At 69.9% G+C, this 24,181-nt stretch carries 24 protein-coding genes; 8 read left to right on the forward strand and 16 right to left on the reverse strand.

The genetic code is table 11. The annotated features are described in order from the left end of the window. Positions 1–4: 4 nt before the first annotated feature. From ABZ928_RS35635 to ABZ928_RS35650, 4 genes are all read right to left on the reverse strand, one after another. Complete coding sequence (locus ABZ928_RS35635; RefSeq protein ID WP_361528079.1) at positions 5–1,705, reverse strand: methylmalonyl-CoA mutase family protein; 1,701 nt, start codon at positions 1,703–1,705, stop codon at positions 5–7. Positions 1,706–1,777: 72 nt separating this feature from the next. Then, a complete protein-coding gene (locus tag ABZ928_RS35640; RefSeq protein ID WP_361528081.1) occupies positions 1,778–2,116 on the reverse strand; it encodes a DUF3817 domain-containing protein in 339 nt (112 codons plus the stop codon). 67 nt (positions 2,117–2,183) lie between these two features. Continuing rightward, complete coding sequence (locus tag ABZ928_RS35645; protein WP_361528083.1) at positions 2,184–2,693, reverse strand: MarR family transcriptional regulator; 510 nt, start codon at positions 2,691–2,693, stop codon at positions 2,184–2,186. Between the two features lie 47 nt (positions 2,694–2,740). Beyond that, positions 2,741–3,967: an MFS transporter gene (locus tag ABZ928_RS35650; RefSeq protein WP_361528085.1), complete on the reverse strand. Its 1,227-nt coding sequence runs from the start codon at positions 3,965–3,967 to the stop codon at positions 2,741–2,743. A gap of 118 nt (positions 3,968–4,085) precedes the next feature. Between ABZ928_RS35650 and ABZ928_RS35655 the strand changes: the two genes are divergently transcribed. Together ABZ928_RS35655 and ABZ928_RS35660 are read left to right on the forward strand one after the other, a co-directional pair. Then, a complete protein-coding gene (locus tag ABZ928_RS35655) occupies positions 4,086–5,066 on the forward strand; it encodes a DUF5937 family protein (RefSeq protein ID WP_361528087.1) in 981 nt (326 codons plus the stop codon). A 154-nt stretch (positions 5,067–5,220) separates the two neighbouring features. After that, the gene (locus ABZ928_RS35660) at positions 5,221–6,222 is read left to right on the forward strand and encodes a glycoside hydrolase family 6 protein (RefSeq protein WP_361528089.1); all 1,002 of its coding nucleotides are present in this window, start codon (positions 5,221–5,223) and stop codon (positions 6,220–6,222) included. A gap of 1 nt (position 6,223) precedes the next feature. Here the strand turns inward: ABZ928_RS35660 and ABZ928_RS35665 are convergent, their stop codons facing one another. The 7 genes from ABZ928_RS35665 to ABZ928_RS35695 all read right to left on the reverse strand — a co-directional run bounded on the left by ABZ928_RS35665 (position 6,224) and on the right by ABZ928_RS35695 (position 13,757). Further along, positions 6,224–8,179 (reverse strand): kelch motif-containing protein, encoded by a 1,956-nt coding sequence (locus tag ABZ928_RS35665; RefSeq protein WP_361528091.1) that lies wholly within the window; start codon positions 8,177–8,179, stop codon positions 6,224–6,226. A 3-nt stretch (positions 8,180–8,182) separates the two neighbouring features. After that, the gene (locus tag ABZ928_RS35670; RefSeq protein ID WP_361528093.1) at positions 8,183–9,952 is read right to left on the reverse strand and encodes a glycosyltransferase family 2 protein; all 1,770 of its coding nucleotides are present in this window, start codon (positions 9,950–9,952) and stop codon (positions 8,183–8,185) included. Between the two features lie 897 nt (positions 9,953–10,849). Next, positions 10,850–11,500, reverse strand: coding sequence for a TetR/AcrR family transcriptional regulator (locus tag ABZ928_RS35675; protein WP_361528095.1), 651 nt, complete (start codon positions 11,498–11,500; stop codon positions 10,850–10,852). Continuing rightward, positions 11,497–12,177, reverse strand: coding sequence for a DUF4166 domain-containing protein (locus tag ABZ928_RS35680; RefSeq protein ID WP_361528097.1), 681 nt, complete (start codon positions 12,175–12,177; stop codon positions 11,497–11,499). Before ABZ928_RS35680 ends, ABZ928_RS35675 begins: the two co-directional genes overlap by 4 nt. After that, entirely contained in the window at positions 12,174–12,938 is a 765-nt protein-coding gene (locus ABZ928_RS35685; protein WP_361528099.1) for a hypothetical protein, read from the reverse strand. The genes ABZ928_RS35680 and ABZ928_RS35685 overlap by 4 nt, the downstream gene beginning before the upstream one ends. Before the next feature lie 178 nt (positions 12,939–13,116). Next, the gene (locus ABZ928_RS35690; RefSeq protein ID WP_361528101.1) at positions 13,117–13,413 is read right to left on the reverse strand and encodes an MTH1187 family thiamine-binding protein; all 297 of its coding nucleotides are present in this window, start codon (positions 13,411–13,413) and stop codon (positions 13,117–13,119) included. After that, positions 13,410–13,757 carry a DUF3817 domain-containing protein gene (locus ABZ928_RS35695; protein ID WP_361528103.1) on the reverse strand — a complete coding sequence of 116 codons (348 nt, stop codon included), beginning with the start codon at positions 13,755–13,757 and terminating at the stop codon, positions 13,410–13,412. The genes ABZ928_RS35690 and ABZ928_RS35695 overlap by 4 nt, the downstream gene beginning before the upstream one ends. 467 nt (positions 13,758–14,224) lie before the next feature. On the opposite strand from ABZ928_RS35695, the gene ABZ928_RS35700 reads away from it, so the two are divergent. The 4 genes from ABZ928_RS35700 to ABZ928_RS35715 all read left to right on the forward strand — a co-directional run bounded on the left by ABZ928_RS35700 (position 14,225) and on the right by ABZ928_RS35715 (position 16,875). Continuing rightward, complete coding sequence (locus ABZ928_RS35700) at positions 14,225–14,857, forward strand: AIM24 family protein (RefSeq protein WP_361528517.1); 633 nt, start codon at positions 14,225–14,227, stop codon at positions 14,855–14,857. Position 14,858: 1 nt separating this feature from the next. Beyond that, entirely contained in the window at positions 14,859–15,509 is a 651-nt protein-coding gene (locus tag ABZ928_RS35705; protein WP_361528105.1) for an AIM24 family protein, read from the forward strand. Beyond that, positions 15,506–16,303 carry an AIM24 family protein gene (locus ABZ928_RS35710; RefSeq protein WP_361528107.1) on the forward strand — a complete coding sequence of 266 codons (798 nt, stop codon included), beginning with the start codon at positions 15,506–15,508 and terminating at the stop codon, positions 16,301–16,303. The genes ABZ928_RS35705 and ABZ928_RS35710 overlap by 4 nt, the downstream gene beginning before the upstream one ends. Positions 16,304–16,398: 95 nt before the next feature. Further along, the gene (locus tag ABZ928_RS35715) at positions 16,399–16,875 is read left to right on the forward strand and encodes a MarR family transcriptional regulator (RefSeq protein WP_361528109.1); all 477 of its coding nucleotides are present in this window, start codon (positions 16,399–16,401) and stop codon (positions 16,873–16,875) included. A 9-nt stretch (positions 16,876–16,884) separates the two neighbouring features. On the opposite strand, the gene ABZ928_RS35720 is transcribed toward ABZ928_RS35715, so the two are convergent. Both ABZ928_RS35720 and ABZ928_RS35725 read right to left on the reverse strand, forming a co-directional pair. After that, positions 16,885–18,330 carry an ATP-binding protein gene (locus ABZ928_RS35720; RefSeq protein ID WP_361528111.1) on the reverse strand — a complete coding sequence of 482 codons (1,446 nt, stop codon included), beginning with the start codon at positions 18,328–18,330 and terminating at the stop codon, positions 16,885–16,887. After that, positions 18,327–18,998, reverse strand: a complete 672-nt coding sequence (locus tag ABZ928_RS35725) for a response regulator transcription factor (protein WP_361528113.1) — start codon at positions 18,996–18,998, stop codon at positions 18,327–18,329. The genes ABZ928_RS35720 and ABZ928_RS35725 overlap by 4 nt, the downstream gene beginning before the upstream one ends. A 144-nt stretch (positions 18,999–19,142) precedes the next feature. On the opposite strand from ABZ928_RS35725, the gene ABZ928_RS35730 reads away from it, so the two are divergent. Continuing rightward, a complete protein-coding gene (locus tag ABZ928_RS35730; protein ID WP_361528115.1) occupies positions 19,143–19,793 on the forward strand; it encodes a PepSY domain-containing protein in 651 nt (216 codons plus the stop codon). On the opposite strand, the gene ABZ928_RS35735 is transcribed toward ABZ928_RS35730, so the two are convergent. The 3 genes from ABZ928_RS35735 to ABZ928_RS35745 form a co-directional block, all read right to left on the reverse strand. Beyond that, positions 19,771–21,024: an MFS transporter gene (locus tag ABZ928_RS35735; protein ID WP_361528117.1), complete on the reverse strand. Its 1,254-nt coding sequence runs from the start codon at positions 21,022–21,024 to the stop codon at positions 19,771–19,773. The genes ABZ928_RS35730 and ABZ928_RS35735 overlap by 23 nt on opposite strands. Positions 21,025–21,193: 169 nt before the next feature. Then, positions 21,194–22,150 carry a methylmalonyl Co-A mutase-associated GTPase MeaB gene (gene meaB / locus ABZ928_RS35740; RefSeq protein ID WP_361528119.1) on the reverse strand — a complete coding sequence of 319 codons (957 nt, stop codon included), beginning with the start codon at positions 22,148–22,150 and terminating at the stop codon, positions 21,194–21,196. 77 nt (positions 22,151–22,227) lie between these two features. Beyond that, complete coding sequence (locus ABZ928_RS35745; protein ID WP_361528121.1) at positions 22,228–23,430, reverse strand: acetyl-CoA C-acetyltransferase; 1,203 nt, start codon at positions 23,428–23,430, stop codon at positions 22,228–22,230. Between the two features lie 148 nt (positions 23,431–23,578). On the opposite strand from ABZ928_RS35745, the gene mce reads away from it, so the two are divergent. Further along, on the forward strand, positions 23,579–24,019 hold the full coding sequence (gene mce, locus ABZ928_RS35750; RefSeq protein WP_361528123.1) for a methylmalonyl-CoA epimerase: 441 nt from the start codon (positions 23,579–23,581) through the stop codon (positions 24,017–24,019). Positions 24,020–24,181 lie beyond the last annotated feature (162 nt).

A 24,181-nucleotide genomic window follows, 5' to 3' on the forward strand; every position in this document is an offset into this window, starting at 1 on the left:
ACGGTCAGAACCCGGCGGGCTCCGTGTACACCCCCCACTCGTCCCGCAGCACCCCGCAGATCTCCCCGAGCGTCGCCTCCGCCCGTACGGCGTCCAGCATCGGCCCGATCATGTTCCCGCCGTCCCGCGCGGCAGCGAGCATGGCATCGAGGGCTTCCCGTACGACGACGTCGTCCCGCGCAGCCTTACGGGTCCCGAGTTCCCGTACCTGCTCCCGCTCCACCTCATGGCTGACCCGCAGGATCTCCAGGTCCCCGGTGACGGACCCGTGATGGACATTGACGCCCACCACCCTCTTGTCGCCCTTCTCCAACGCCCGCTGGTACTGGAACGCGGACTCGGCGATCTCCCCGGTGAACCACCCGTCCTCGATCCCCCGCAGAATCCCCGAGGTGATCGGCCCGATGGGGTGCCGCCCGTCCGGATGCGCCCTGAGCCCGCGCTCCTTGATCTGCTCGAAGATCTTCTCGGCGTCGGCCTCGATGCGGTCGGTCAGCTGCTCGACGTACCAGGAACCCCCCAGCGGATCGGCCACGTTGGCGACCCCGGTCTCCTCCATGAGCACCTGCTGCGTCCGCAGCGCGATCTCCGCGGCCTGCTCGCTCGGCAGCGCGAGGGTCTCGTCGAGGGCGTTGGTGTGCAGCGAGTTGGTACCGCCGAGCACGGCGGCGAGCGCCTCGACGGCGGTGCGTACGACGTTGTTGTAAGGCTGTTGGGCGGTGAGCGAAACTCCCGCGGTCTGCGTATGGAACCGCAACCACTGAGCCTTCTCGGACCGGGCCCCGTACACATCCCGCATCCACCGGGCCCAAATCCTCCTGGCGGCCCGGAACTTGGCGATCTCCTCGAAGAAGTCGACGTGGGCGTCGAAGAAGAAGGAAAGGCCCGGAGCGAACACATCCACATCAAGCCCGCGGGAGAGCCCCAGCTCCACGTACCCGAACCCGTCGGCGAGCGTGTAGGCGAGCTCCTGAGCGGCCGTCGACCCCGCCTCCCGGATGTGATACCCGGACACGGAGAGCGGCTTGTAGGCGGGGATCCCGGCGGCGCAGTACTCCATCAGATCCCCGATGAGCCGCAGATGGGGCTCGGGCTGGAAGAGCCACTCCTTCTGGGCGATGTACTCCTTGAAGATGTCGGTCTGAAGCGTCCCGTTGAGCACACGAGGGTCAACCCCTTGCCGCTCAGCAGCAACGAGATACATACAGAAGACGGGAACAGCGGGCCCACTGATGGTCATGGAGGTGGTGACGTCCCCGAGCGGGATGTCCTTGAACAGCACCTCCATGTCGGCGGCGGAGTCGATGGCGACCCCACAGTGCCCGACCTCCCCGAGCGACCGCGGATCGTCGGAGTCCCGCCCCATGAGGGTAGGCATGTCAAAGGCCACGGACAGCCCCCCACCCCCATTCGCGAGGATCATCTTGTACCGCTCATTGGTCTGCTCGGCGTTCCCGAACCCGGCGAACTGCCGGATCGTCCAGGTCCGCCCCCGATACCCGGTCGCGTAGAGCCCCCGCGTGTACGGAAACTCCCCGGGCCACCCGATCCGCTCGAACCCCTCGTACCGATCCCCCGCCCGAGGCCCGTACACGGGTTCCACCGCATCCCCGGACAACGTGGTGAAGTCCGCCTCCCGCTTACGAGAGGCGTCAAACCGGGCCTGCCACCGTCGGCGGCCCTCTTCGATGGCGTCAGCGTCCATGCTTCGAATTTACTAGGACGTCCTAGTAAATGTCGATGGACAACCGCCGCGAGTCCTCTCGCGGCGGTGGAGTTACGCCTTGGCGACGGCCGCGTCGGCCTCGGCGACCTGGGCCTCCAGCTCGCGGGTGACCTGGCGCTCCACGAAGAAGGCCGCAGTCGGAATCGTTCCTGCGAGCAGGACCCAGAGCTGCTTCTTGACCGGCCACTTGGCCTTGGAGCCCAGGTCGAAGGCGAAGACCAGGTAGATGACGTACAGCCAGCCGTGGGCGATGCCGACGACGCTGGTGAAGCTGTCCGCGCCGTCCATCTCAAGGAGGTACTTGGCGATGACGCCCAGGGTCAGCAGGACGAGCAGCACGCCGGTGACGTAGGCCATGACGCGGTAGCGGGTCAGCACGCTCTTTTTCATGGAGACGAGCGTAACCGCCGGTTTCGAACGATCTTCCGGCACCCCTGAGAGGCCCTGGGTGTGTCCGTCAGTCCTCGTCGAAGTCGTTCGCCGAGACCCGGAGCGGGCGGAGCATGGCGAAGATCTCTCCGCATTCCTCCGCGTCGTAGACGCCGAGGCCGAAGTCCATGGCCATGAGGTCGCGGGTGGCGGATTCGACGACCTCGCGGCCCTTGTCGGTGATGACGGCGAGGGTGCCGCGGCCGTCGTTGGGGTTGGGTTTCTTGTCGACCAGGCCCGATTTGACCAGGCGGTCGACCGTGTTCGTCACCGACGTCGGGTGGACCATCAGGCGTTCGCCGATCTTGGACATGGTCAGCTCGCCCGCCTTGGAGAAGGTGAGGAGGACCAGGGCCTCGTAGCGCGCGAAGGTCAGTCCGTAGGGCTTGACCACCGCGTCGACCTCGGCCAGCAGAATCTGGTGAGCGCGCATGATCGACGTGATCGCGGCCATGGACGGCACGTTTCCCCAGCGCTGCTTCCAGAGTTCGTCGGCGCGGGCGATGGGATCGAAGGGGAGACTGAGGGGCTTCGGCACGGCACCAGACCTTACCGGCCGGTCACATCGTGGTCAGCCCCGTCTTGTCATTCGGTCCGCCGAGCGGCCACGGCCAGCAGCACACAGCACGCCGTCCCCATCAGCCCCGCCCCGGCCACGGTCGCCGCGACCCCCGCGAACTCCGCCACCACCCCCGCCAGCGCCATCCCCACCCCCTGGATCGTCATCAGCCCGGCCGTGAGCAACGTCATCGCCCGGCCCCGCACCTCCTCCGGCACCGCCCGCACGAACCACTGGTCCAGGCCGAGCGTGTACGCCGACCCCGCCCCCGACAGCAGCAGCACCAGCAAGGAGACGGGCAGGTTCAGATGCAGCGCGTACGCCGCGTACGGCACCAGCGTCACGCACACCAACGGCAACGCGATCCGCTCCCGCGCCGTCGGCCGGAGCCTCGCCCCCGCCCACAGCTCCCCCGCGATCGTCCCCACCGGCAGCGCGCACATCAGCAGCCCGAGACCCACCGACCCCGCCCCCAGCTCGTCCGCGTACGGCGCCGCCAACGCCTCCGGCACCACCGAGAACATCGGCGGCAGCCAGAACAACAGCAGCAACACCCGGACCCTGCGGTTCGCCAGCACCTGCCTCGCGCCCCGCAACGACTCCGTCACCAGCGCTCCCCCGCCCACGGCCCGCGCCGGCCTGCGCCGCGTACCGAAACGCAGCAACAGCGCCGACGCGCAGAACGTGCCCACCGTGATCAGCAGCGCATGACGTGGGGACACGACCGTCAGCAGCAGCCCACCCACCCCGTACCCCGCCAGCAGCGCGCTCTGCGACACGATCCGCAGCAGCGAACGCCCGAGCACGAACAGGTCACCGTCCCCCAGGATGTCCGCCAGCGTCGCCATCCGCGTCCCCTGGAACACCGGCGCCACCACCGCCAGCGCACACCGCAGCGTCAGCAGCAGCCCGATCCCCATCCCGGGCGCCGTCATCGGGAGCACGCACGCCGCGCACACCAGGTCGAACACCACCAGGACCCGCCGGGCCGGGAAACGGTCGGCGACCCCCGCGAGAAGGGTCCCGCCGACGACGTACGGCAGAAAACCGAGCGCGAACGCCAGCGCGCTCATCAGGGGCGAGCCTGTGAGCTCGTAGACGAGGACGGAGAGCGCGATCTCGCTGATCACGACACCGAGGAGGGAGAGGATGTGGGCGGTGAAGACCGCCCGGAACTCGGGTACGGCGAAGACCCGGGCGTATCCGGTGGGGGGTGGGGCGGTCGTGGTGGCGGTCGTGTCGTCCGTCGTCATGGGCAGCAGCGTGCCTACGGCCCGGGCTACCGCCTAAAGTTTCGGGCACAGCCGAATCTTCGCCCTCCTCCCGACCATCGACCATCGACCATCGACCCTCAACCATCCACGGATCTCCATGCCCTCCCGTCTCCACTTCCGCGAGGACGACTTCCTCCGGTGCCGTTTCGCCATCTCCCCGCTCTGGGAGACGCTGGAGGTCGTCCGCACCCTCAAACGGCCCGAACGGCACGGCTATCACGCGCCCTGGCTGCGCCGGATCCGTACCGCGGCCGCCGGGCTCGACCTCACTCCGCTGTGGCTGCTGATGCCCCGGCGCGGTCACTCCCCGGACTGGCTGGGGGCGCCGCCGCTCGGGCCCGGGGCCACCTTCGAGGAGGAGATCGCGGCCGTGCGGGCGAGTGATCCGGTGGCCGCGCGCGAGGACACCGCGAAGTCGCTCGTGTGTACGCCGGGCGCGCTGGAGTCGGCGCACGGGCAGGCCTGGATGCGGGATCCCGTACGGATGGTGCGGGAGCTGTCCGACGCCACGGAGGAGGTCTGGCGCACGCTCGTCGCCCCGGACTGGCCCCGGCTCCGGGCCCTCCTGGAGGCCGACGTCGCCTTCCACTCACGGCGACTGGCCGAGGTGGGGCTCGGTGGGCTACTGCCCGAGATCCACCGGGGGTTCGGGTGGGAGGCGGGGACGCTGACCGTCCAGCACCGGGGCGAGCACGAGCGGCGACTGGATGGGCAGGGGCTGGTGCTGATGCCGAGCGTCTTCATCTGGCCGGACGTCGTCAGCACCTTCGATCCGCCGTGGCAGCCGACGCTGGTGTATCCGGCGCGGGGCATCGGGGGGTTGTGGACCGAGCCCGACGAGCGCACGCCGGACTCACTGGTACGGCTCCTGGGGCGGGGGCGGGCCACGGTCCTGACAGCCCTGGACGAACCGGCCACGACAACGAGCCTCGCCCACCGGCTGGGCCTGGCCCCGTCGTCGGTGTCCGCGCACCTGACGGTCCTGAGGGAAGCGGGACTGCTGACGGCGAGGCGATACGGCCACCAGGTCCTGTACGAGCGGACACCTCTGGGGATGGCCTTGAGCCGAACTAGTTAGGGGCGCGAGGAACTGCGCGACCAGCCACCACGCACCCGCACCCGCACCCGACACACGACCCTCCCGGCGGTGCGTCATCCCACTCGGACATGTGATCCATGTGACGATTAGTAACACACCCTTACCCACCGTTACTCTCGCGCAAGGGAGCAGCATGCCCCGGCTGACCCACACCCTCGCGGCCCTCACCACCCTCGCCCTCGCGACCGGCTGCACAGCCTCGTCCGACGTGGACGAAGCCTCCATCGCCGCCGCGGCGAGCGGGAAGGCGAGCCCCGACCCGGCCTCCCCCTTCTGGGTGGACCCGAACAGCTCCGCCGCCGAGCAGATCCAGCTGTGGCAGCGGGAGGGCCGTACCGAGGACGCGGCGCTGCTCCAGAAGATCGCGGACCAACCGGCGGCGCTGTGGCCGGCCGGGGAGATCGACCCCGGTCCGACCGTGCGGGCGGCGACCGCGTCGGCCGCGGCGGAGGACCGTACGGCGCTGTTCGTGGCGTACAACATCCCGCACCGGGACTGTGGTCAGCACTCGGCGGGCGGGGCGGCGGACGCGGACGCCTACCGGGCGTGGATCGGGAAGTTCGCCGACGCGCTGGGCTCCGCGAAGGCGCTGGTGGTGCTGGAGCCGGACGCGGTCGCGCACATCGTGGACGGCTGCACGCCGGGTGAATACCACGCGGAGCGGGAGCAGTTGCTGAGCGAGGCGATCGACCGGCTGAAGCAGCAGCCGAACACGAAGGTGTATCTGGACGCGGGCAACCCGTCCTGGATCAGGGAGCCTTGGAAGCTGGTCGAGCCGTTGCAGCGGGCGGGGGTGGAGAAGGCGGACGGCTTCTCGCTGAACGTCTCCAACTTCCAGACGGACGCGGTGACGAAGACGTACGGGCTGCATCTGTCGAAGGATCTCGGCGGCAAGCACTTCGTCATCGACAGCAGCCGCAACGGCAACGGGCCGCTGCCCGGGGCGTGGTGCAATCCGCCGGGCCGGGCGCTGGGCACCCGGCCGACGACGAACACCGGGGAGTCGGCGCTGGACGCCTATCTGTGGGTGAAGCGGCCCGGCGAGTCGGACGGGACCTGCGAGGGCGGTCCGGACGCCGGGCAGTGGTGGCCGGAGTACGCCCTGGGGCTGGCGCGCAACTCCCCGACCCGGTAGATCACTTCACCTGGATCCACTTCGCTTCCGACGGCGTCCCGTCCGCGTCCGTCACGAACAGCATGTACCAGCCGGGCGGCACGAGGGCCGGGTCCTTGGGTACGTCGAAGGTGACGGCGTTGGCGTTCTTGGTGACGCCGAGTTCGATGGAGCGCTGCTCGACGTCGGTGGTGTGGGTCACCGCGCTGGGCCGCATCAGGCGGGCCTTGGTGATCCGGTCCGCGTCGTCGGTGCGGAAGGTCGCCCGGTGGTCCTCGTCGAGTTCCTTCGGTCCGTCCTTGAGTACGGGGCGGTCGGCGCCGCCTCGGTGCAGGGCGGGCGGGGTGAAGATCTCCATGCGCTGCTCGAAGTGGCCGAGCTTGGTGTTCTGCTGGTCGTCGTAGAGCGGGTCGGAGCCGAAGCTGGCGACCCGTCCGTCGGGCAGCAGCAGCGCCTCGGAGTGGTAGTTGCGGCCGACCGTCGGGGACGCGGCCTCGTGGAAGACGTTGCCCTTGGGGTCGTAGAACTGCGCCTTGAGGATGTTGCTGGCGCTGCGGCCGCGGTAGTCCTCGGAGCCGTTCGAGGTGAAGACGGTGTCGTCCGGCATGATCACGCTGTTCAAGTACCGCGTGCCCTGCGGGAGGTTGGGGCCGTCCTCGAAGACGGGGTTGTCCTTCTTGAGGTCGACGACGGCCGTGCGCGGGGTCGACTTCTTGGACTCGCCGACGCCTCCGCCGCCGAGGATCATGACCTTCTGGTCCTGCGCGGGCGGGAGGAGCAGGGAGGCCGAGGTCTCGGTCTCCTCGGGGTCGCGCAGGCCGGGGACCTTGGTGAAGGTGTTGGTCTTCAGGTCCCAGAGGCCGGGCTCGCGGCCTTGGTCGGCGGGCCCGTAACCGGCGTTGGAGGCCGGGTAGAAGAGCTTGCCGCCCTTGGTGAGGAAGAGGGCGGGGTACGTGGGGAAGTACCGCTTGGGGCCACGTGACCACTTCTTGGTCTTCGGGTCGTAGATCTCGTTGTCGCCGGGGTCGATGACGCCGACGTCGTCCAGGCCCGAGACGGCGAGGACACGGCCGTCGTCGAGGCCGACGAGGGTCGGGTACCAGCGGGCCTTGTCCATCGGGTCGACCGGGATGTACTTCTCGGCGACCGGGTCGAACTCGTAGGCGGCGCGGATGCCTTGGAAGTCCTGCTTGTCGAGGGTGATCTTCTCGGAGAGGCCGTAGGCGTTGTCCGCGTCCTTGCCGGTCAGGCCCACGATCTCGTACTGGGCCTGCTTCTCGGTGACGGACATCGGGCCCTTCTCGGCGGCCTCGACGAAGACGCGCGCCTCGGCGGCGGTCACCTTGGTCTGCCAGGGCTGCATGACGCCGCGGGCGTTGTAGGTGACCTTGAAGGACTTCTTCGCCTTGGGGACGGTGACGTCGAACTTGGTGACGTACTCGACCCCGGCGGGCGAGCGGAAACGGGTGCCCTTCTTCAGGAACACCGCCTTGTCGGGGCTCTCGTTCTTCACCCGCATACCGCCGCCGGCCCGGTCGACCTCGCCGTCGAGGAGCTCGTAGCGGGCGGTGCCGCCGGCCACGAGGAGGCGGCCGTCGGGGAGTTGGGCGTGGCCTGAGCAGAAGAAGTCGTCGGGGGTGGGGATCTTCTTGAACGTGTTGGCGACCGGATCCCAGAGGACGGTGTCGAAGGAGCCCTCGTCGAATTTCTTCTGCTCGTTGCCGGAGCCCGCGACGATGAGCACCTTGCCGGTGTGCAGGAGCGCCGCGTGGATGGCGTTGGTGCGGTACTCCTCCGGGATGTCGACGCGGTTCCAACTCCCGTACTTCGCCTTGTACTCGGGCTGGGCGATCTTGTACGCGTTGTACTGCTCGCCGGCGAAGTCCAGTGCGGCCGGGGCGTTGAGGCCGGCGAGGATGGCGATGCCGCCGATGCCGAGGACGGTCTTCTTGGTGCGTTGGGACGGCTGGTAGGCCATGGCCTAGTTGCCTCCTGTCGTGGTGCTGGAGGTGGTGGCGAGGGCGGGCTCGGCGCCGTCGACGGAGCGGGCGGTGGCGGTGGCCGTGGAGCGGTGGGCCTGGCGTTCCTTCAGCCGCGTGGAGAGCCACACCGCGACCGGCGCCAGCGAGATGGCCATCGCCAGGACCGCCCAGGTGCGCATCGCCACGTGCGTGTGGTCCAGGACGACCGAGGCGGCGAGGGAGGTCGCGAGGAGGGTCGCCCAGAAGAGGTGGATGCGGAAGGTGAGCAGGCGGTCGGGGCTGGCGTCGGCGCCCTTGGGGGTGACGACGAACCGGCTGGGCCGGCGGATGAGGGCTTCCCCGAAGGACTTCAGGTAGATCGGCGCGGAGAGGGCCGACATCGCCATGCCCGCGAGGCCGCCCGAACCCTCGGGTTCGTGGGGCGAGACGTTGTGGCGGCGGTTCCAGAGGTAGAGGCCGATCTGAAGGGCGGCGGCGTCGCTGTAGAGCATCAGCCATACGGAGGCGGCGACTTGGGTGCCGGACGCGCCGAACCAGAGGAAGAGGAAGCAGCTCAGGATGCCGAGGAACCAGTTGACGGCCGTCATCGGGTAGTAGACGAGCATGAGGGTGTACGAGAACAGCCGCCCGGGGGGCATCGTGAACGGAGCCTTCCAGTACTGCTTGAGAAGCGTCTCGTACGTGCCGCGCGACCAGCGCATCTGCTGCGTGAAGAAGTCGGTCCAGGAGGCGGGGCCCTCGCCGACGGCGAGTACGTCGGGGGTGTAGACGCTGCGCCAGTGGTGCCGGGTCTTCGGGTTGCGGTGGCGGTGGAGCTCGAAGCCGGTGGCCATGTCCTCGGTGATGGAGTCGTAGAGTCCGCCGATCTGCTTGACGGCGGCGATGCGTACGACGTTGTTGGTGCCGACGAACATGGGTGAGCGGTAGCGGTTGCCGGCGCGCTGGATGAGCGCGTGGAAGAGGAACTGCTGCGACTCGGCGGCCTTGGTGACGGGGTTGTGGTAATTCCCGTACACCTGCGGTCCGACGACGAACGCGACGTCCGGGTCCCTGAAGTAACCCATCATCCGCTCAAGGAAGTTGGGGAGCGGGACGTGGTCGGTGTCGACGGAGGCGAAGAAGTCGTAGTCGCCGCCGTGCATCGCGATCCAGGCGTTGTAGTTCCCGTGCTTGGTACGGGCCTTGTGAACACCCTTGGGCCGGTTCCACTCGGGGATGCCGCTGCGGGTGAAGTGGCGGACGCCGAGTTCGGCGCAGAGGGCTTTCGCCTGTTCGTCATCTCCCTCGTCGAGGAGCCAGACGTCGAGCGGCCCGGTGTGGGTGATCTTCGTGGCGCCTTCGAGGGTGGCGCGGACCATGGAGAGGGGTTCCTTGCCCGGGACGTACGTCGTGAGGAACGCGACGCGGGTGCCGGGTTCGGGGGTGACGGGGACGGGGTCGCGGGCGACGAGGGTCGCGTGGGCCACGGAGGCCACGTTGACGACCATGAACAGCTCGATGAGCCCGATGGCTATCAGCATCGCGATGTCGAGCCAGACCATCCACCGGTCACCGCCCTCGCGCTCGACCCAGTGGGTCGGCCACACGAGGTAGACCAGCAGGACGCCGGTGAGGATCGGCGCGAGGGTCATGAGCAGGATCGCCCGTATTCGATGCGGCTCGCCCGAGAGGAGTGAGGTGTACTGCACCCGGTAGTCCTCGGCGGACGGCTCCGTGAGCGGTCCGGCAAGTCGGCTGTGGGTGTCGTAGTCGTAGCCCTCCGGCCGCACAGCGCCCTCCAGTTTTCGAACGAGCCGATATCCACACACAAGTGGAGATTCCCGGGCGTGTCGAACTGGGGGGGTCCAGGTGGGTGTGCGGGCGCCTCCGGCGGCGCGACGGTGATGATCTGCGGGGCGGTGGGGGCGGGCGTTCGCGGTGGGACCGTGACGATCTGCGGGTCGGTGGGGGCGGGCGTTCGCGCAGTTCCCCGCGCCCCTGAAGTGCCTGCGGCGGCCTGCTCGGGTCCAGTGGGGGTTCGCGTCGCGCACCACCGTTGCGTTGGGGGTCGGGGCCGCGCCGGGGGGTGTCCGTCCTCGGTCGGGCGGCTCGGTCTCTTGAGGGGTGCGCGGCGCTTGACGCCCGCCGCTGCGGGCGGACACCCCCCGACACGTCCCCTGCTCGCCGTTGCGCCGGTGCGGGTGGCGTCCCGCCTGGGGCCGGGCGAGCCAATCGACGCCGGTCCGGTCCGCATTGTTCAGCCCGTCCGACCTCCGGGCGGAGGTCAGGCCGTCCCGAACCCCCACCCACCCGCTGGCGGCCGAGCTGCTCAACGCCGGTCCAGGCTTCTCAGCCGGTTCGGCGTCCGGGGCCGGGGCTTTGCCGTCCCGATCCCCCCACCCACCCGCTGGGGGCTGAGCTTCTCGCTGCCGGCCCAGTTAACTTCAGCCCGTCCGGCGTTTGAGGCCGGGGCTTTGCCATCCCTATCCCCCACCCACCCGCTGAGGGCTGAGCTTCTCGACGCCGGCCCAGGTAACTTCAGCCCGTCCGGCGTTTGAGGACGAGGCCCCTTCAGGGCCGAAAAGGCGGGGTCTGGGGGCGCAGCCCCCAGGGAGCGGCGGGGTTGAAGGGGCGGCAGCCCCTGGGGATGGGACGGGTAGGGGCGGCGGGGGCGAGGAAAGGACAGGTCAGCGGCGGGTCGTGCGGCGCAAGTGGTGGCGTACCGCCCGCTGGGCCACCGGCCCGAGTTCCTCCAACGCGGCGACAAGGACGCCTAGTTGCTCCAACGCATCCAGCGCGGCCGTAGCCCCCGGCATGTCCACGCCCTCGTACAGCTCGATGCCCACGAAGGACGCGGCGACCGCCTTCGCCAGCCCCGCCGGATCGGTGAACTCCCCGAAGGGCGTCCCGGCGAGCACCCTCCGCAGGACCTTCTCGATCTCGACGATCCAGGACTCCAGCCCCGCCGCCGTGGCCACCGCGAGGCTCTGATGGGTCTGCGCGCCCGCCAACAGCTGGCCGAGGAGGGCTACATGACCCCCGGAGCGCTCCTCTTCATGGATCTGCCGTCCCACCACCAGGAGTTCGGACAGCGAGCCCACCTTGTCGAAACGGGGGCGGTAGCGGGACACCGCCTGTTCCGCGCCGTATCGGCAGGCCGCCGCGAGGAGTTCGTCGACGGAGCCGAAGTGGTAGAAGACCAGCGCCTGGTTGACGCCCGCCGCGGAGGCGATCGTACGGGCCGACGCCTTCGCGATGCCCTGCTCGACCAGCGTCCGCAGGGCCCCTTCGAGAAGCTTCGTCTTCGTCTCCACGGACTTCGCCGTCTCCGGACTCACGCGCGCGACTCCTCACGGACGGGCCGCAGACCACGCCGGACCCCGCACGCGCGGATGTCCGTGTACGTCGCCTCGAAGCTGCCCGAGTAGCCGAAGAGGGGCCCGAAGTAGTCGTTGACGACCCTGACCTGGATCCGGAAGCGGTCCGTCGCGTCGTCGTACGACTCCCGGACCTCGGCCGTCGCCCCGATCAGCTCCGGTACACGCACGTCCACCACACCCTCCCGGAACCGGTGTTCCCCGGACCGGATGAGCAGCGAACCGTCCGGCTCGGCGTGGAAGTGGAGGTCGCTGGCCAGGTGCTGATGGGTGCCGAGGTAGTCGAGGATGCGGTCGCCCTTGGGGCTCAGGACCATCTGGGCGTCGAAGCGGCGGGGCCGGCCGGGGAGGTGGAAGGTGCGCACGAAGGTCACCGTCTCACGGCCGTAGGTGTCGGCGTAGGGCACGTTCTCGATGACGAAGGGGACGTTGCGGCCGGTGCGCGGGACGAGGATGTTGCGGGTGGCGCCGAGGGCGAGGAAGGGCTTCACGAAGGCGCCGCCGTGCCAGATGTGGTCCATCACGCCTCGGCCGACACACGCTTCGCCGCTGACGAGACCCACCGAGAAGCGGCGCTGGAGCTGAGGGTGGAGGTCTTCGAAGGCCGCCCCCATCACCGTACGGAAGATCGAGGTCATCGCGGCATCTCCAGGGTGCGCAGGAGGCGAGGGGCCCGGGCCCGGCTGGGAGGCCGGCGGAGGCAGCGGCGGGCCGCGGGGGTGCAGGGGAGCGGCGGTGCGCAGAGGGCCGTGAAGAACGCGACCGTCAGGAGCAGGGGCCAGCAGAACGCCATCAGCACGGCGAGCGGCCCGAAGGCGGGGAGTACGGATTCCGCGACGAGACCCGCACCGGTCGCCATCAGGGTCAGGGACCGGACGAACAGTTCCACCAGCCAGTTCAGGCGCGCCCGTTCGGGGCTGATGCCCTGCTCCAGCCACAGCCTCAGCCGGTCGAAGGACCACGCCGTCGCCCACCCCATCAGCGGGCGGAACACGCAACGGTCGGCCACCGCGCCGAACACGCCCCACCGCGGGCGGTAGTCGTACCCCGTGAGAAAGCGCACTCCCTCGCCGTCGGGGACGTAACGCCAGTAACCGCTGCCCTCGGCCAGCAGCGACAACGGATGCGGCGAGCTGAAGCGGAGCGCAGAGGTGCGGGTGCCGTCCGGACGTTCCTTCTCCCCCGCCGAGACTCCGGTCCCGGCGATCGTGAGGCCGGGCAGGACACGAGTGGCGTACCGGAAGCGCTGCGGCTCCCCCTCCACGCGCGCGAGGTAGTCGATCTCGCTGAAGCGGAGGTCCCAGCGCTGGTGCTGGCCCGGGTCCTGGGTGCGGATCCAGAGGTCATCGAGATCGGCGTGAATCCGTGCCTCGACGTAGAGCCCCTTGTACTGCCCCATGCGAATCCCCCTGTGAGCTGCTCTTCTCAGTGCCCTCAGTATTTTTTGAGCGACTGCTCAAACCTTATGAACGGGACCGTACACCTCTTTGAGCGATCGCTCAAACATGGGACACAAGAAAACCCCGGTCCGCGCGGGACCGGGGTTCACTGGGCGCAGGTACGTACTCTCGCCGCGCCTACTCGGCGAGGAGGTGCCGCTCCACAGTCGCCACCTTCGAGCTGAGACCGTCCGTGACACCGGGACGGATGTCCGCCTTGAGGACGAGTGACACGCGCGGGGCGCGCGCCTCGACCGCGGCGACGGCACGCTTCACGACGTCCATGACCTCGTCCCAGTCGCCCTCGATGGAGGTGAACATCGCGTCGGTGCGGTTGGGCAGGCCCGACTCACGGACGACACGCACGGCGTCGGCGACGTACTCCCCGACGTCCTCGCCGACCCCGAGCGGGGTGACCGAGAAGGCGACGATCACGAGGTCTTCACCGCCTGCTCCTGCCGGGCACGGGAGGCGATGACCGCGTCCTCGGCCTCACGGCGCAGCTTGCGCTCGGCGAAGAAGCCGCCGGTGGGCAGGACCGAGAGGACGAAGTAGAGGGCGGCGGTACCGAGGGACCACTTCGCCCGGCTCCAGGCGTCCGCCCAGAAGATCACGTACAGGATGAAGAGGACGCCGTGGACCATGCCCATCACGGGCACCGCGTTGAAGTCCGTGGTCCGCTTCAGCACCGAGCAGACGAGCAGAAGGAGGAACGAGACCGCCTCGGGGGCGGAGACGAGGCGGAGGCGGCGCAGGGCGCCGGCGGTCTTGAGGTCCACAGGTCACCTTCGGTGGAGAGGCATCGACGCTTTGTGAATGCGTGCACAAACGTTCGTCCATTGTGGCAAACGCCCGACGGCATCCGGGCAGGGGGGCCACGAGCCGCGAGCCGCGTACGGCGCGCAGGGGCCGGGGTGGGGGGTGTCCGCCCGCAGCGGCCGGCGTCCGTCATCCAGCACATCCCGACAGACCGAGCCGCCGGACCGAGGACGGACACCCCCCACCCCGGCCCCGACCCACCCACCGCCCCCGACGCGCTCCACCAGCCCCCACCGAGCCCGCGGCTGCGCCGCAGGCACCCAGGGGCGCGGGGAACTGCGCAAAACGCCCGCCCCCACCGAACCCGCACACACCCCCGAGCCCCGAAGCCGATCTCAGGGTCCCCCTCCACCCGTTCTCAGGGTCCGTCTCCACCCACGGACCCTGTCGGCAAGGCCTTTCACCGGGCTACCGTCACCCCGTGGCGATGTTCCGACTTCAAGGCACCAAGGTGCTAGCCGTCGAGATGACCGGGGACTTCGTGAAGGCGAAGAACGGCTCGATGGTCGCGTACGACGGACAGATGGCGTTCAAGAAGCTCAGCGGCGGCGGTGAGGGCATCCGGGGAATGGTGACCCGGCGGATCACCGGTGAGCAGATGACGGTGATGGAGGTGAGAGGCCAGGGCACCTGCTGGTTCGCCGACCGCGCCTCCGAGATCAACCTCGTCGGCCTCCAGGGCGACAAGCTCTACGTGGAGTCGAGCAACCTGCTCGCGACCGACGGCGGCCTCAGGACAGGCACGAGCTTCACCGGCCTGCGCGGCGCCTCACAGGGCAACGGACTGTTCACGACCACCGTCGAGGGCCACGGACAGGCGGCGATCACCTCGGACGGCCCGGCCGTGGTGCTGCGGGTCAGCCCGCAGTACCCGCTGAGTGTGGACCCGGGGGCGTACATCGCCCACCAGGGCAACCTCCGGCAGTCCTTCCAGTCCGGTGTGACCTTCCGCACCTTCATGGGAGAGGGCGGCGGCGAGGCCTTCCAGATCCGCTTCGAGGGGGACGGTCTGGTGTACGTACAGCCCAGCGAGCGCAACACGATCGCGGGGGACGTCTGACATGGCCTTCCGGGAACTCAACTCGAAGATGGTCGAGGCGACCGTCATGCCCGGCCAGCGCCTGTTCAGCCAGCGCGGCGCCATGCTCGCCTACAAGGGCGAGGTGTCCTTCACACCCAACATGAGCGGCGGTCAGGGCGGGATCATGTCGATGATCGGCCGCCGGGTCGCCAACGAGGCGACTCCGCTGATGACCGTGGAGGGCAGCGGGACCGTGCTGTTCGGGCACGGCGGCCATCACGTCCAGGTGATCAACCTCACCGGCGACACCCTGTACGTCGAGGCCGACCGGCTCCTCGCCTTCGAGGGCACCCTCAACCAGGGCACGATGTTCATGGGCTCGCAGGGCGGCGTCATGGGCATGGTCCGGGGCCAGGTCACCGGGCAGGGCCTGTTCACCACCACCCTCAAGGGCCACGGCTCGGTGGCCGTGATGGCCCACGGCGGTGTCATCGAGCTCCCCATCACCCCCCAGCGCCCGGTCCATGTCGACCCGCAGGCCTATGTCGCCCACCACGGGGACGTCCGCAACAAGCTGTCGACGGCGCTCGGCTGGCGCGACATGGTGGGCCGCGGCTCCGGCGAGGCCTTCCAGCTGGAGCTCAGCGGCAACGGAGCGGTGTACGTCCAGGCCTCGGAGGAGAAGCTGTGAGCACCTACCCGGGCGCGGGGCCGACCGTGTACGACCCCGCGACGCTGCCCGTCGACGACAACGTCAACAAGTACACCTTCTGCGTGGAGCTCAAGGGGAGCCAGTGGTTCCTGCAGAAGGGGAAGATGATCGCCTACTACGGCTCGATCGACTTCAACGGCATCGGGCACGGGCGACTGGACCGACTTGTCCGTACGTCCTTCCATTCGCCTCTGCACGCGAGCGACTGGGTCGTGGCCGAGGGCTCGGGCAAGATGCTCCTCGCCGACCGGGCCTTCGACGTGAACTCGTACGACCTTGAAGACGGCAACCTGACCATTCGCTCGGGCAACCTCCTCGCTTTTCAGCCAAGTCTCGCGCTCAAGCAATCGATCGTGCCGGGTTTTCTGACCCTGATCGGAACCGGAAAGTTCGTGGCCGCATCTAACGGTCCGGTGGTGTTCATGGAACCGCCGATCAGGGTGGACCCGCAGGCGCTGGTCGGCTGGGCCGACTGTCCGTCGCCGTGCCATCACTACGACCACGGTTACATGACCGGCCTGATGGGCGGTCTACGTGCGATGACGGGCCTCGGCGGGGCCTCCGGGGAGGAGCATCAGTTCGAGTTCGTGGGAGCCGGAACCGTGCTGCTGCAATCGTCCGAGGTGCTCATGGCGGAGCAGGCCACGGGCGCGGTCCCGCAGCAGGCCGGAGTCCCTGGTTCCGGGGTACCGTCCACAGGCCCCGCACAGCAGCCCGGGGTACCGCGCCTTCCCGGACAGCTGGGAGACCTCCAGCGTCGCTTCGGGCTGTGAGCGGTAGTCTGCGGAGTGTGACGTCGAACGTGTGCACGCCGTCACATCAAAACCCTCACTAGTTCGCCTTTCAACTTCTTAGGTAGACTTCATTCATGGAGACCGAGACGGCCACGCGCTGGCTGACCGATGCGGAGCAGTGCGCCTGGCGCACCCACCTGGAGGTCAACAGGCTGTTGACGTACCAGCTCGAAAAGGACCTGCAGCCGTTCGGCCTGACAATGAACGACTACGAGATCCTGGTGAATCTCTCCGAGGCGGAGGATGTACGACTGCGGATGAGCGACCTCGCGTCCGCCACCCTCCAGTCCAAGAGCCGCCTCTCGCACCAGATCACCCGCATGGAGAACGCGGACCTGGTGCGCCGGGAGAACTGCGAGTCGGACCGCCGCGGTCTGTACGCGGTCCTGACCGAGCACGGCATGGAGACGATGAAGAAGGTCGCGCCACACCACGTGGCGTCCGTGCGGCGGCACTTCATCGATCTGCTGAACCCCGACTCCATGGCGGAGCTCGACAAGTCCCTCAAGCCCATCGCGGAGCACCTGCGCGGACAGCGCGGGCGTCCATAACCCACCTGGTCAGACGGCGAGCGGCAGGCGGAGTTCGAACAGGGCTCCGCCTGCCGGCGCGTCACGGACCGTGAGCGTGCCGCCATGGCGGGCGGCCACGTCCCGGGCGATGGCCAGCCCGAGCCCGGCACCGCCGTCGTCCCGGCTGCGCGCCTCGTCGAGCCGTACGAACCGCTCGAAGATCCGCTCCCGGTCGGCCCCGGGCACCCCGTCCCCGTCGTCGGCGACCTCCACGACCGCCCACGCCCCGTCCCGCCGCACGCTCACCGTGACCGCCGAACGGGCGTGCCGCTGACCGTTGTCGAGCAGATTGCCGATCACCCGCTCCAACTGCCCCCGGGACCCCGCCACTTCCACACCCTCGGATTCCACACCCTCGGAAGCCTCCACCGTCACACCGTCCCGCCCCCGCGCCTCCCGCCGCGCCACCTCCGCGAGGTCGAGCCGCGTGGCCCCGGGCCCCTCCCCCGCGTCCAGCCGGGCGAGCAGCAACAGATCGGCGGCGAGCCGCTGAAGTCGTACGGTGTCCTCGACCGCGCCCGGTACATCCAGCAACTCCGGGTGTGCGGCGCCCACTTCGAGCTGGGTGCGCAGGGACGCGATCGGGCTGCGCAGCTCGTGCGAGGCATCGGCGACGAACCGGCGCTGCCGCTCCACGGAGGTCTCCAGGGCGGCCAGCGTCTGGTTGGTGGTGCGGGCGAGGCGGGCCACCTCGTCGTGGGTGTCCGGCTCGGGCACCCGGCGGGCCAGGTCCTCGGAGGCGGTGATCGCGGCCATCTCGCGGCGGATGCCCTCGACGGGGCGCAGGGCGCGGCGGGTGACGAGCCAGGTCGCCGCCGCGACGACGCCGAGCAGCAGCGGGAAGCCGATCAGCATGACGGTGAGCGCGGTGTTCACGGCGCTCTCCTCGGTCTCCAGGGACTCACCGGCGTAGACGGTCAGCCGGTCCCCGTCCCGCGTCTCCACCTGGAGGGCGGCGAAGCGGTAGTCGGAGGTCTCGCCCTCGACGGTCGCGGTGCCGTCGGTGAACGTGGCCTCGTCGTCGATCTCGCCGGGTTCGAGTGCGGTGTCGCCATCCGAGTCATCCGCGTCGTCGTCGGAGTCGCCGTCACCGGAGTCACCCGTACCGCCGGCCGACGCCACCGGCTTCACCGCGTCGGTCGCCGTGCCGCTGATCTCCTCCAGACCGTCGCTGACCGCGAGCAGCGTGCCGTTCGCGGCGACGACCTGCACCGGGTTGTCCTCGTCCAGGTCCAGCTTGTCGTACGCCGTCCCGTTCGAGAGCAGCCCGGCGACGCTGCGCGCCGAACGCTCCGCCTGGGTGTCCGCCTGGTCGATGAGGTTGGACCGCAGCGACAGCAGTACGGCCGCCCCGGCCATCGCCAGCGCCACGGCCACGACGAGCGCGGCCCCGAGCGTCGCCCGCGCCCGTACCGACCCGAAGAGGCGTCTCATCGTTCCGTCTCCAGCCGGTATCCCGCGCCGCGGACCGTCTTGATGAGCCCGGCGCGCAGTTTGCGGCGCAGGGTGCTGATGTAGACCTCGACGATGTTGGGGTCGCCGTCGTAGGCGAAGTCCCAGACGTGCTCCAGGATGTGCGCCTTGGACACGACCTCGCCGGGCCGCGTGACGAGCTGCTCCAGGACCGCGAACTCCTTGGCGGTGAGGGTGACTTCGCCCTCCCCGAGGAAGACCCGGCGGGCCGCGCTGTCCACCTTGAGGTCGCCGTGCACGAGCACGGGCGAGGCCCCGGCGCCGCCCTGCGCACGCCGCCGCAGCAGCGCTTTGACGCGGGCGACGAGGACGACGTACGAGAACGGCTTGGTCAGGTAGTCGTCCGCGCCGGTGTCCAGGCCCTCCGCCTCGTCGTACTCGCCGTCCTTGGCGGTGAGCATCAGGATCGGCACGTCGTGCCCGGCCGCGCGCAGGGCGCCGCAGACCTTGTAGCCGTTGAGGCCCGGCAGCATGATGTCGAGGATCACGAGGTCGTACGCCCCCTCGGAGGCCCGGTGCAGGCCCTCCCGGCCGTCGTGGACGACATCCACGGCGTATCCCTCGGCGGCCAGCCCCTTCGCGAGCGACAGGGCCAGCCGCTTCTCGTCCTCCACGATCAACAGGCGCATGGGTAAAGGGTCGCAAAGCGAAGCTGAAGATCCCTTCAGGTGGCTTCAGGTTCCGCTCAGCGTCGGTCGGCGATGTTGGGTCATGTCGAAAGCGAGCGAATCGCTGAAAGCCGATCCAAGTCGACTGAAGAGGCAGGAATCTCCATGAAGCGGAACATCGTCATCGCCACCCTCACCGCCGCCGTCCTCGCCACCGGCGGCACCGTCGCGGCCTTCGCGGCGGGCGACGACGAGACGGCGACCCAGCGGCACACGGCCACCGGCACCGGCACCGGCACCGGCACACAGGTGGTGGCCGACCGGGACGACGACACGGACGACGCCGACGACCGTACGGACTCCGAGGACCGTACGACGGTCAGCGCCGCGAACGTCACCGCCGCCGACGCCATCGCCGCCGCCCTGAAGCACACGCCGGGCACCGTCGTCTCCGCCGAGCTGGACGACGACGGCCGTGACGCCTGCACCTGGGACGTGGACGTGGTGAAGGGCGACGGCACCGAGTACGGCGTCGAGGTCGCCTCGGACACCGGCAAGGTCCTCGGCGCGCACCGCGACACCGACGAGGACGACGACGCCGACGACCGCGCCGAGCTGGCCGCGCTGAAGGGCGCCGCGTTCGACGCCCGCGAGGTCGCCCTGGCGGCCGCGGCGAAGGGCACGGTCACCGAGATCGGCGCCGACGACGACCACGGCACCGTGGCCTGGTCGGTGGAGACGGTGAAGGGCGGCACGGCCTCGGAGTGGAAAGCCGCCCTGGACACGGGCGAGCTCACCCAGGACCAGGACGACTGACCTCCCTCTCCTCCACCGCGGCCGTACCGGCCCGAAGGGCGCCCTTCCCCCGGGCGCCCTTCGCCGCGATCGGCGCCACCAGTACGACGGCCGCGCCGGCCAGCGCGAAGCACACGGCGACCGGAAGGCGCCCGGCGAGAACACCGGCCGCCGCCGTTCCCGCCGTGCTCCCGGCGTTGATCGCCGTGTTGACCCAGGCGCCGGCCCGGGTGCGCGCCTCGTCGGTGACCCTTTCGTCGGCGATGAGGTAGGCGGTGGTGATGGCGGGCGAGACGAAGAGTCCGGCGATCGTCATGGTCAGGGTGAGGAGGCCGAGGCCCGGGGCGAGAGCGGCGCCGAGCAGTGCGGCGCCGAGGCCCGCCGTGAGCAGGGCGAGCCGGGTCGGGGCGGGCGTACGCCAGTCGACGGCTCCGTTGAGCAGGCCGCCGACGGCGCTTCCGGCGGAGAGCGCGGCCAGTACCCAGGCCACGCTCGCCCCGCTGTGGTGATGCCGCTCGGCGAACACCACGACCAGCAGGTCGAGCACGCCGAGCGCGACGCCGACGGCCAGGGCGGCGGTGACGGGCCGGGCGATGCGCCGCAGCACGGGTCGGCCGGCCTTGCCGTGAGCGGACGTCCCGGCGCCCCCGGCGGGTGCCATGTCCCGCACCGCCGGTGACGACACGAACCCCACCGCCCCGGCCACCATCAGCACTGCGCCCACGACGATCCCGGCCGCGGGCACGGCGACCCCGACCAGCACCCCCACCAGCAGCGGCCCGGTGACGAAGAGGAGTTCCTCGGCGACGGCGTCGAGGCTGTAGGCCCGTTGCAGCAGCGCCCGGTCCGGGGCGAGCCGGCCCCAGACGGTCCGCATGGTCGGTCCGAGCGGCGGTACGCAGGCCCCCGCGAGGGCGGTGAGGGCGCCCAAGAGGTACGCGGGTGCGCCCGGACGCCAGACGGCCGCGGTCAGCAGGGCCAGCGAGGACGTATAGGCGACGAGCAGCGGCACGAGTGCGCGGCGCGGGCCGTGCCGGTCGATCAGGGCGGCCCGCGCGGGGGCCAGGAAGACGACGGTGCCGCCGAAGAGCGCCATCACGGTGCCCGCGACGGCGTACGAGCCGGAGGCGCGGGTGACGGAGAGCATCACGGACAGCGGGACGATGCCGTAGGAGAGCCTGCCGGTCAGGGCGGCGGCGAAGGTGCGGCGGGCATGCGGGAGGCGCAGCACGCGCGCGTAGGACGCGGACATGGTGGGTTCCTCGGAGAAGAGGCGGAAGAGGGGACACCGAGGAGCCGAGGGAGCGGTGGGCTCGACCTCGGCTCGGTGTGCGCTCTATGCCAGGAGGAGGAACATGTGGATCAACGTATCAGCGGCGTCCGGGGGTTGACGAGGGGCCGAGGCCGGGATCCGGCCCGGCTCAGGCCTGCGTCAGGCCCGTCACCAGTTCGTCCGAGGCCCGGTAGGGGTCCAGTTCACCGGCGACGATCTTCTCCGCGAGGGTGTCGAGCCGGCGGTCCCCGTGCAGGTCGCCGATCCGCTGCCGCAGGGCCGTGACGGCGATGGTCTCCACCTCGCGGGCGGCACGCGCGCGGCGGCGCTCGGCCAGGACGCCGTGCTCCTCCATCCACGCGCGGTGCTTCTCCAGCGCCTCGACGACCTCGTCGACACCCTCCGCGCGCGCGGCGACCGTCTTCACGATCGGCGGGCGCCAGTCGCCGGGGCCGCGGGACTCGCCGAGGCCCAGCATGTGGTTGAGCTCGCGGGCGGTGGCGTCGGCCCCGTCCCGGTCGGCCTTGTTGACGACGTAGACGTCGCCGATCTCCAGGATTCCGGCCTTGGCGGCCTGGATGCCGTCGCCCATGCCGGGGGCGAGGAGGACGACGGAGGTGTCGGCCTGGGAGGCGATCTCGACCTCCGACTGCCCGACGCCGACCGTCTCGACGAGGACGATGTCGCAGCCCGCCGCGTCGAGGACACGGATCGCCTGGGGGGCGGCCCACGCCAGTCCGCCGAGGTGGCCGCGCGTGGCCATGGAGCGGATGTAGACGCCGGGGTCGGAGGCGTGGTCCGACATCCGTACCCGGTCGCCGAGCAGGGCGCCGCCGGAGAAGGGCGAGGACGGGTCGACGGCCAGGACGCCGACCCGCTTGCCCTGCTTGCGGTACGCGGTGACGAGTGCGGAGGTCGAGGTGGACTTGCCGACGCCGGGTGAGCCGGTGAGGCCGACGACGTAGGCGTTGCCCGTGAGCGGGGCCAGGGCCGCCATGACCTCACGCAGCTGCGGGGACGCCCCCTCCACGAGGGAGATCAGCCGGGCCACGGCCCGTGGCCGGCCTTCCCTGGCCTGGGCCACCAGGGTGGAGACGTCCTGCATCACAGCTCCGTTCAGCTAGAACGCGTACGAGTCACCGGGTGGAACGCGTACGGGTCACCGGGAAAACGTACGAGACCTCAGGCCTTGGGTACCCGCACGATGAGCGCGTCACCCTGACCGCCGCCGCCGCACAGCGCGGCCGCGCCGACCCCGCCGCCGCGCCGCTTGAGCTCCAGCGCCAGGTGCAGCACCAGACGGGCGCCGGACATGCCGATCGGGTGGCCCAGGGCGATGGCTCCGCCGTTGACGTTCACCGTTTCGGTGGACACGCCGAGGTCCTTCATTGACTGGACCGCGACGGCGGCGAAGGCCTCGTTGATCTCGATCAGGTCGAGGTCGGAGACGTCCAGGCCCTCCTTCTTCAGGGCGTGCAGGATGGCGTTGGACGGCTGGGACTGGAGGCTGTTGTCCGGGCCCGCGACATTGCCGTGGGCGCCGATCTCGGCGATCCACTCCAGGCCCAGCTCCAGCGCCTTGGCCTTGCTCATCACGACCACGGCGGCGGCGCCGTCGGAGATCTGCGAGGACGTGCCCGCGGTGATGGTGCCGTCGCGGGTGAAGGCCGGGCGGAGCTTGCCGAGGGACTCCACGGTGGTGTCGCCGCGGATGCCCTCGTCCTTGCTGAAGACGACCGGCTCGCCCTTGCGCTGCGGGATCTCGATCGGGGTGATCTCGGCCTCGAAGATGCCGTTCTTCTGCGCGGCGGCGGCCCGCTGGTGGGACAGGGCGGCGATCTCGTCCTGCTCGGGGCGCTGGATGCCGAGGCGGGTGTTGTGCTTCTCCGTGGACTCGCCCATGGCGATGTTCTCGAAGGCGTCGGTCAGGCCGTCGTACGCCATGGCGTCGAGCATCTCGATGGCGCCGTACTTGAAGCCCTCGCGGGACTTCGGGAGCAGGTGGGGGGCGTTGGTCATGGACTCCTGGCCGCCCGCGACGATCACGTCGAACTCGCCGGCGCGGATCAGCTGGTCGGCCAGCGCGATCGCGTCGAGGCCCGACAGACACACCTTGTTGATGGTGAGCGCCGGGACGCCCATCGGGATGCCGCCCTTGACCGCGGCCTGGCGCGCCGGGATCTGCCCTGCCCCGGCCTGGAGCACCTGGCCCATGATCACGTACTGCACCTGGTCGCCACCGATCCCCGCACGGTCGAGGGCGGCCTTGATCGCGAATCCGCCCAGATCCGCGCCGGAGAACGACTTGAGGGAGCCCAGCAGCCGACCCATCGGGGTACGGGCGCCCGCGACGATGACGGACGTCGTGCTGTTCGAACCAGACATGAGGTGCGATCCCCTTTCAGCTGCACAGCTGAGGAGTGAACGAGGGTTTACTTCGAATGTACTGAGTGGCACTCCGTGCCGTCACCGGGCCGTCGGTGTGATCGCGCGCACGTTGCGTAACCACCGCTTCAGCGCTCCACTGAACTCCATGCTGACGCGAATCGACCACATCGGGATCGCCTGTTTCGACCTGGACAAGACCGTCGAGTTCTACCGGGCCACCTACGGCTTCGAGGTCTTCCACTCCGAGGTCAACGAGGAGCAGGGCGTGCGCGAGGCCATGCTCAAGATCAACGAGACCTCGGACGGCGGCGCCTCCTACCTCCAGCTCCTCGAACCGACCCGCGACGACTCCACGGTCGCGAAGTGGCTGGCCAAGAACGGCGAGGGGGTCCACCACATCGCTTTCGGTACGGCGGACGTCGACGCCGACGCCGCCGACATCAAGGACAAGGGCGTACGCGTTCTGTACGAGGAGCCGCGACGCGGCTCCATGGGGTCACGGATCACGTTCCTGCACCCAAAGGATTGCCATGGCGTACTGACAGAACTGGTCACTTCGGCGCCTGTTGAGTCACCTGAGCACTGACCCTCGTACATATGGGCCGGTAGGGTTGGGGGCGGTCGCCGCTCGAGCCAGGGCGATCGCTTGCCGGGGTCCGGTTTTCGGGGGACGAGCGTCGGGGCTGCAGCCCATGCTCCGCCGTTGATCTGACACCATTCCCCGGGGGCCCCGTTCGGCGGATGGACG

It is taken from the genome of Streptomyces sp. NPDC046909, assembly GCF_040644695.1.
Taxonomy (GTDB): domain Bacteria; phylum Actinomycetota; class Actinomycetes; order Streptomycetales; family Streptomycetaceae; genus Streptomyces.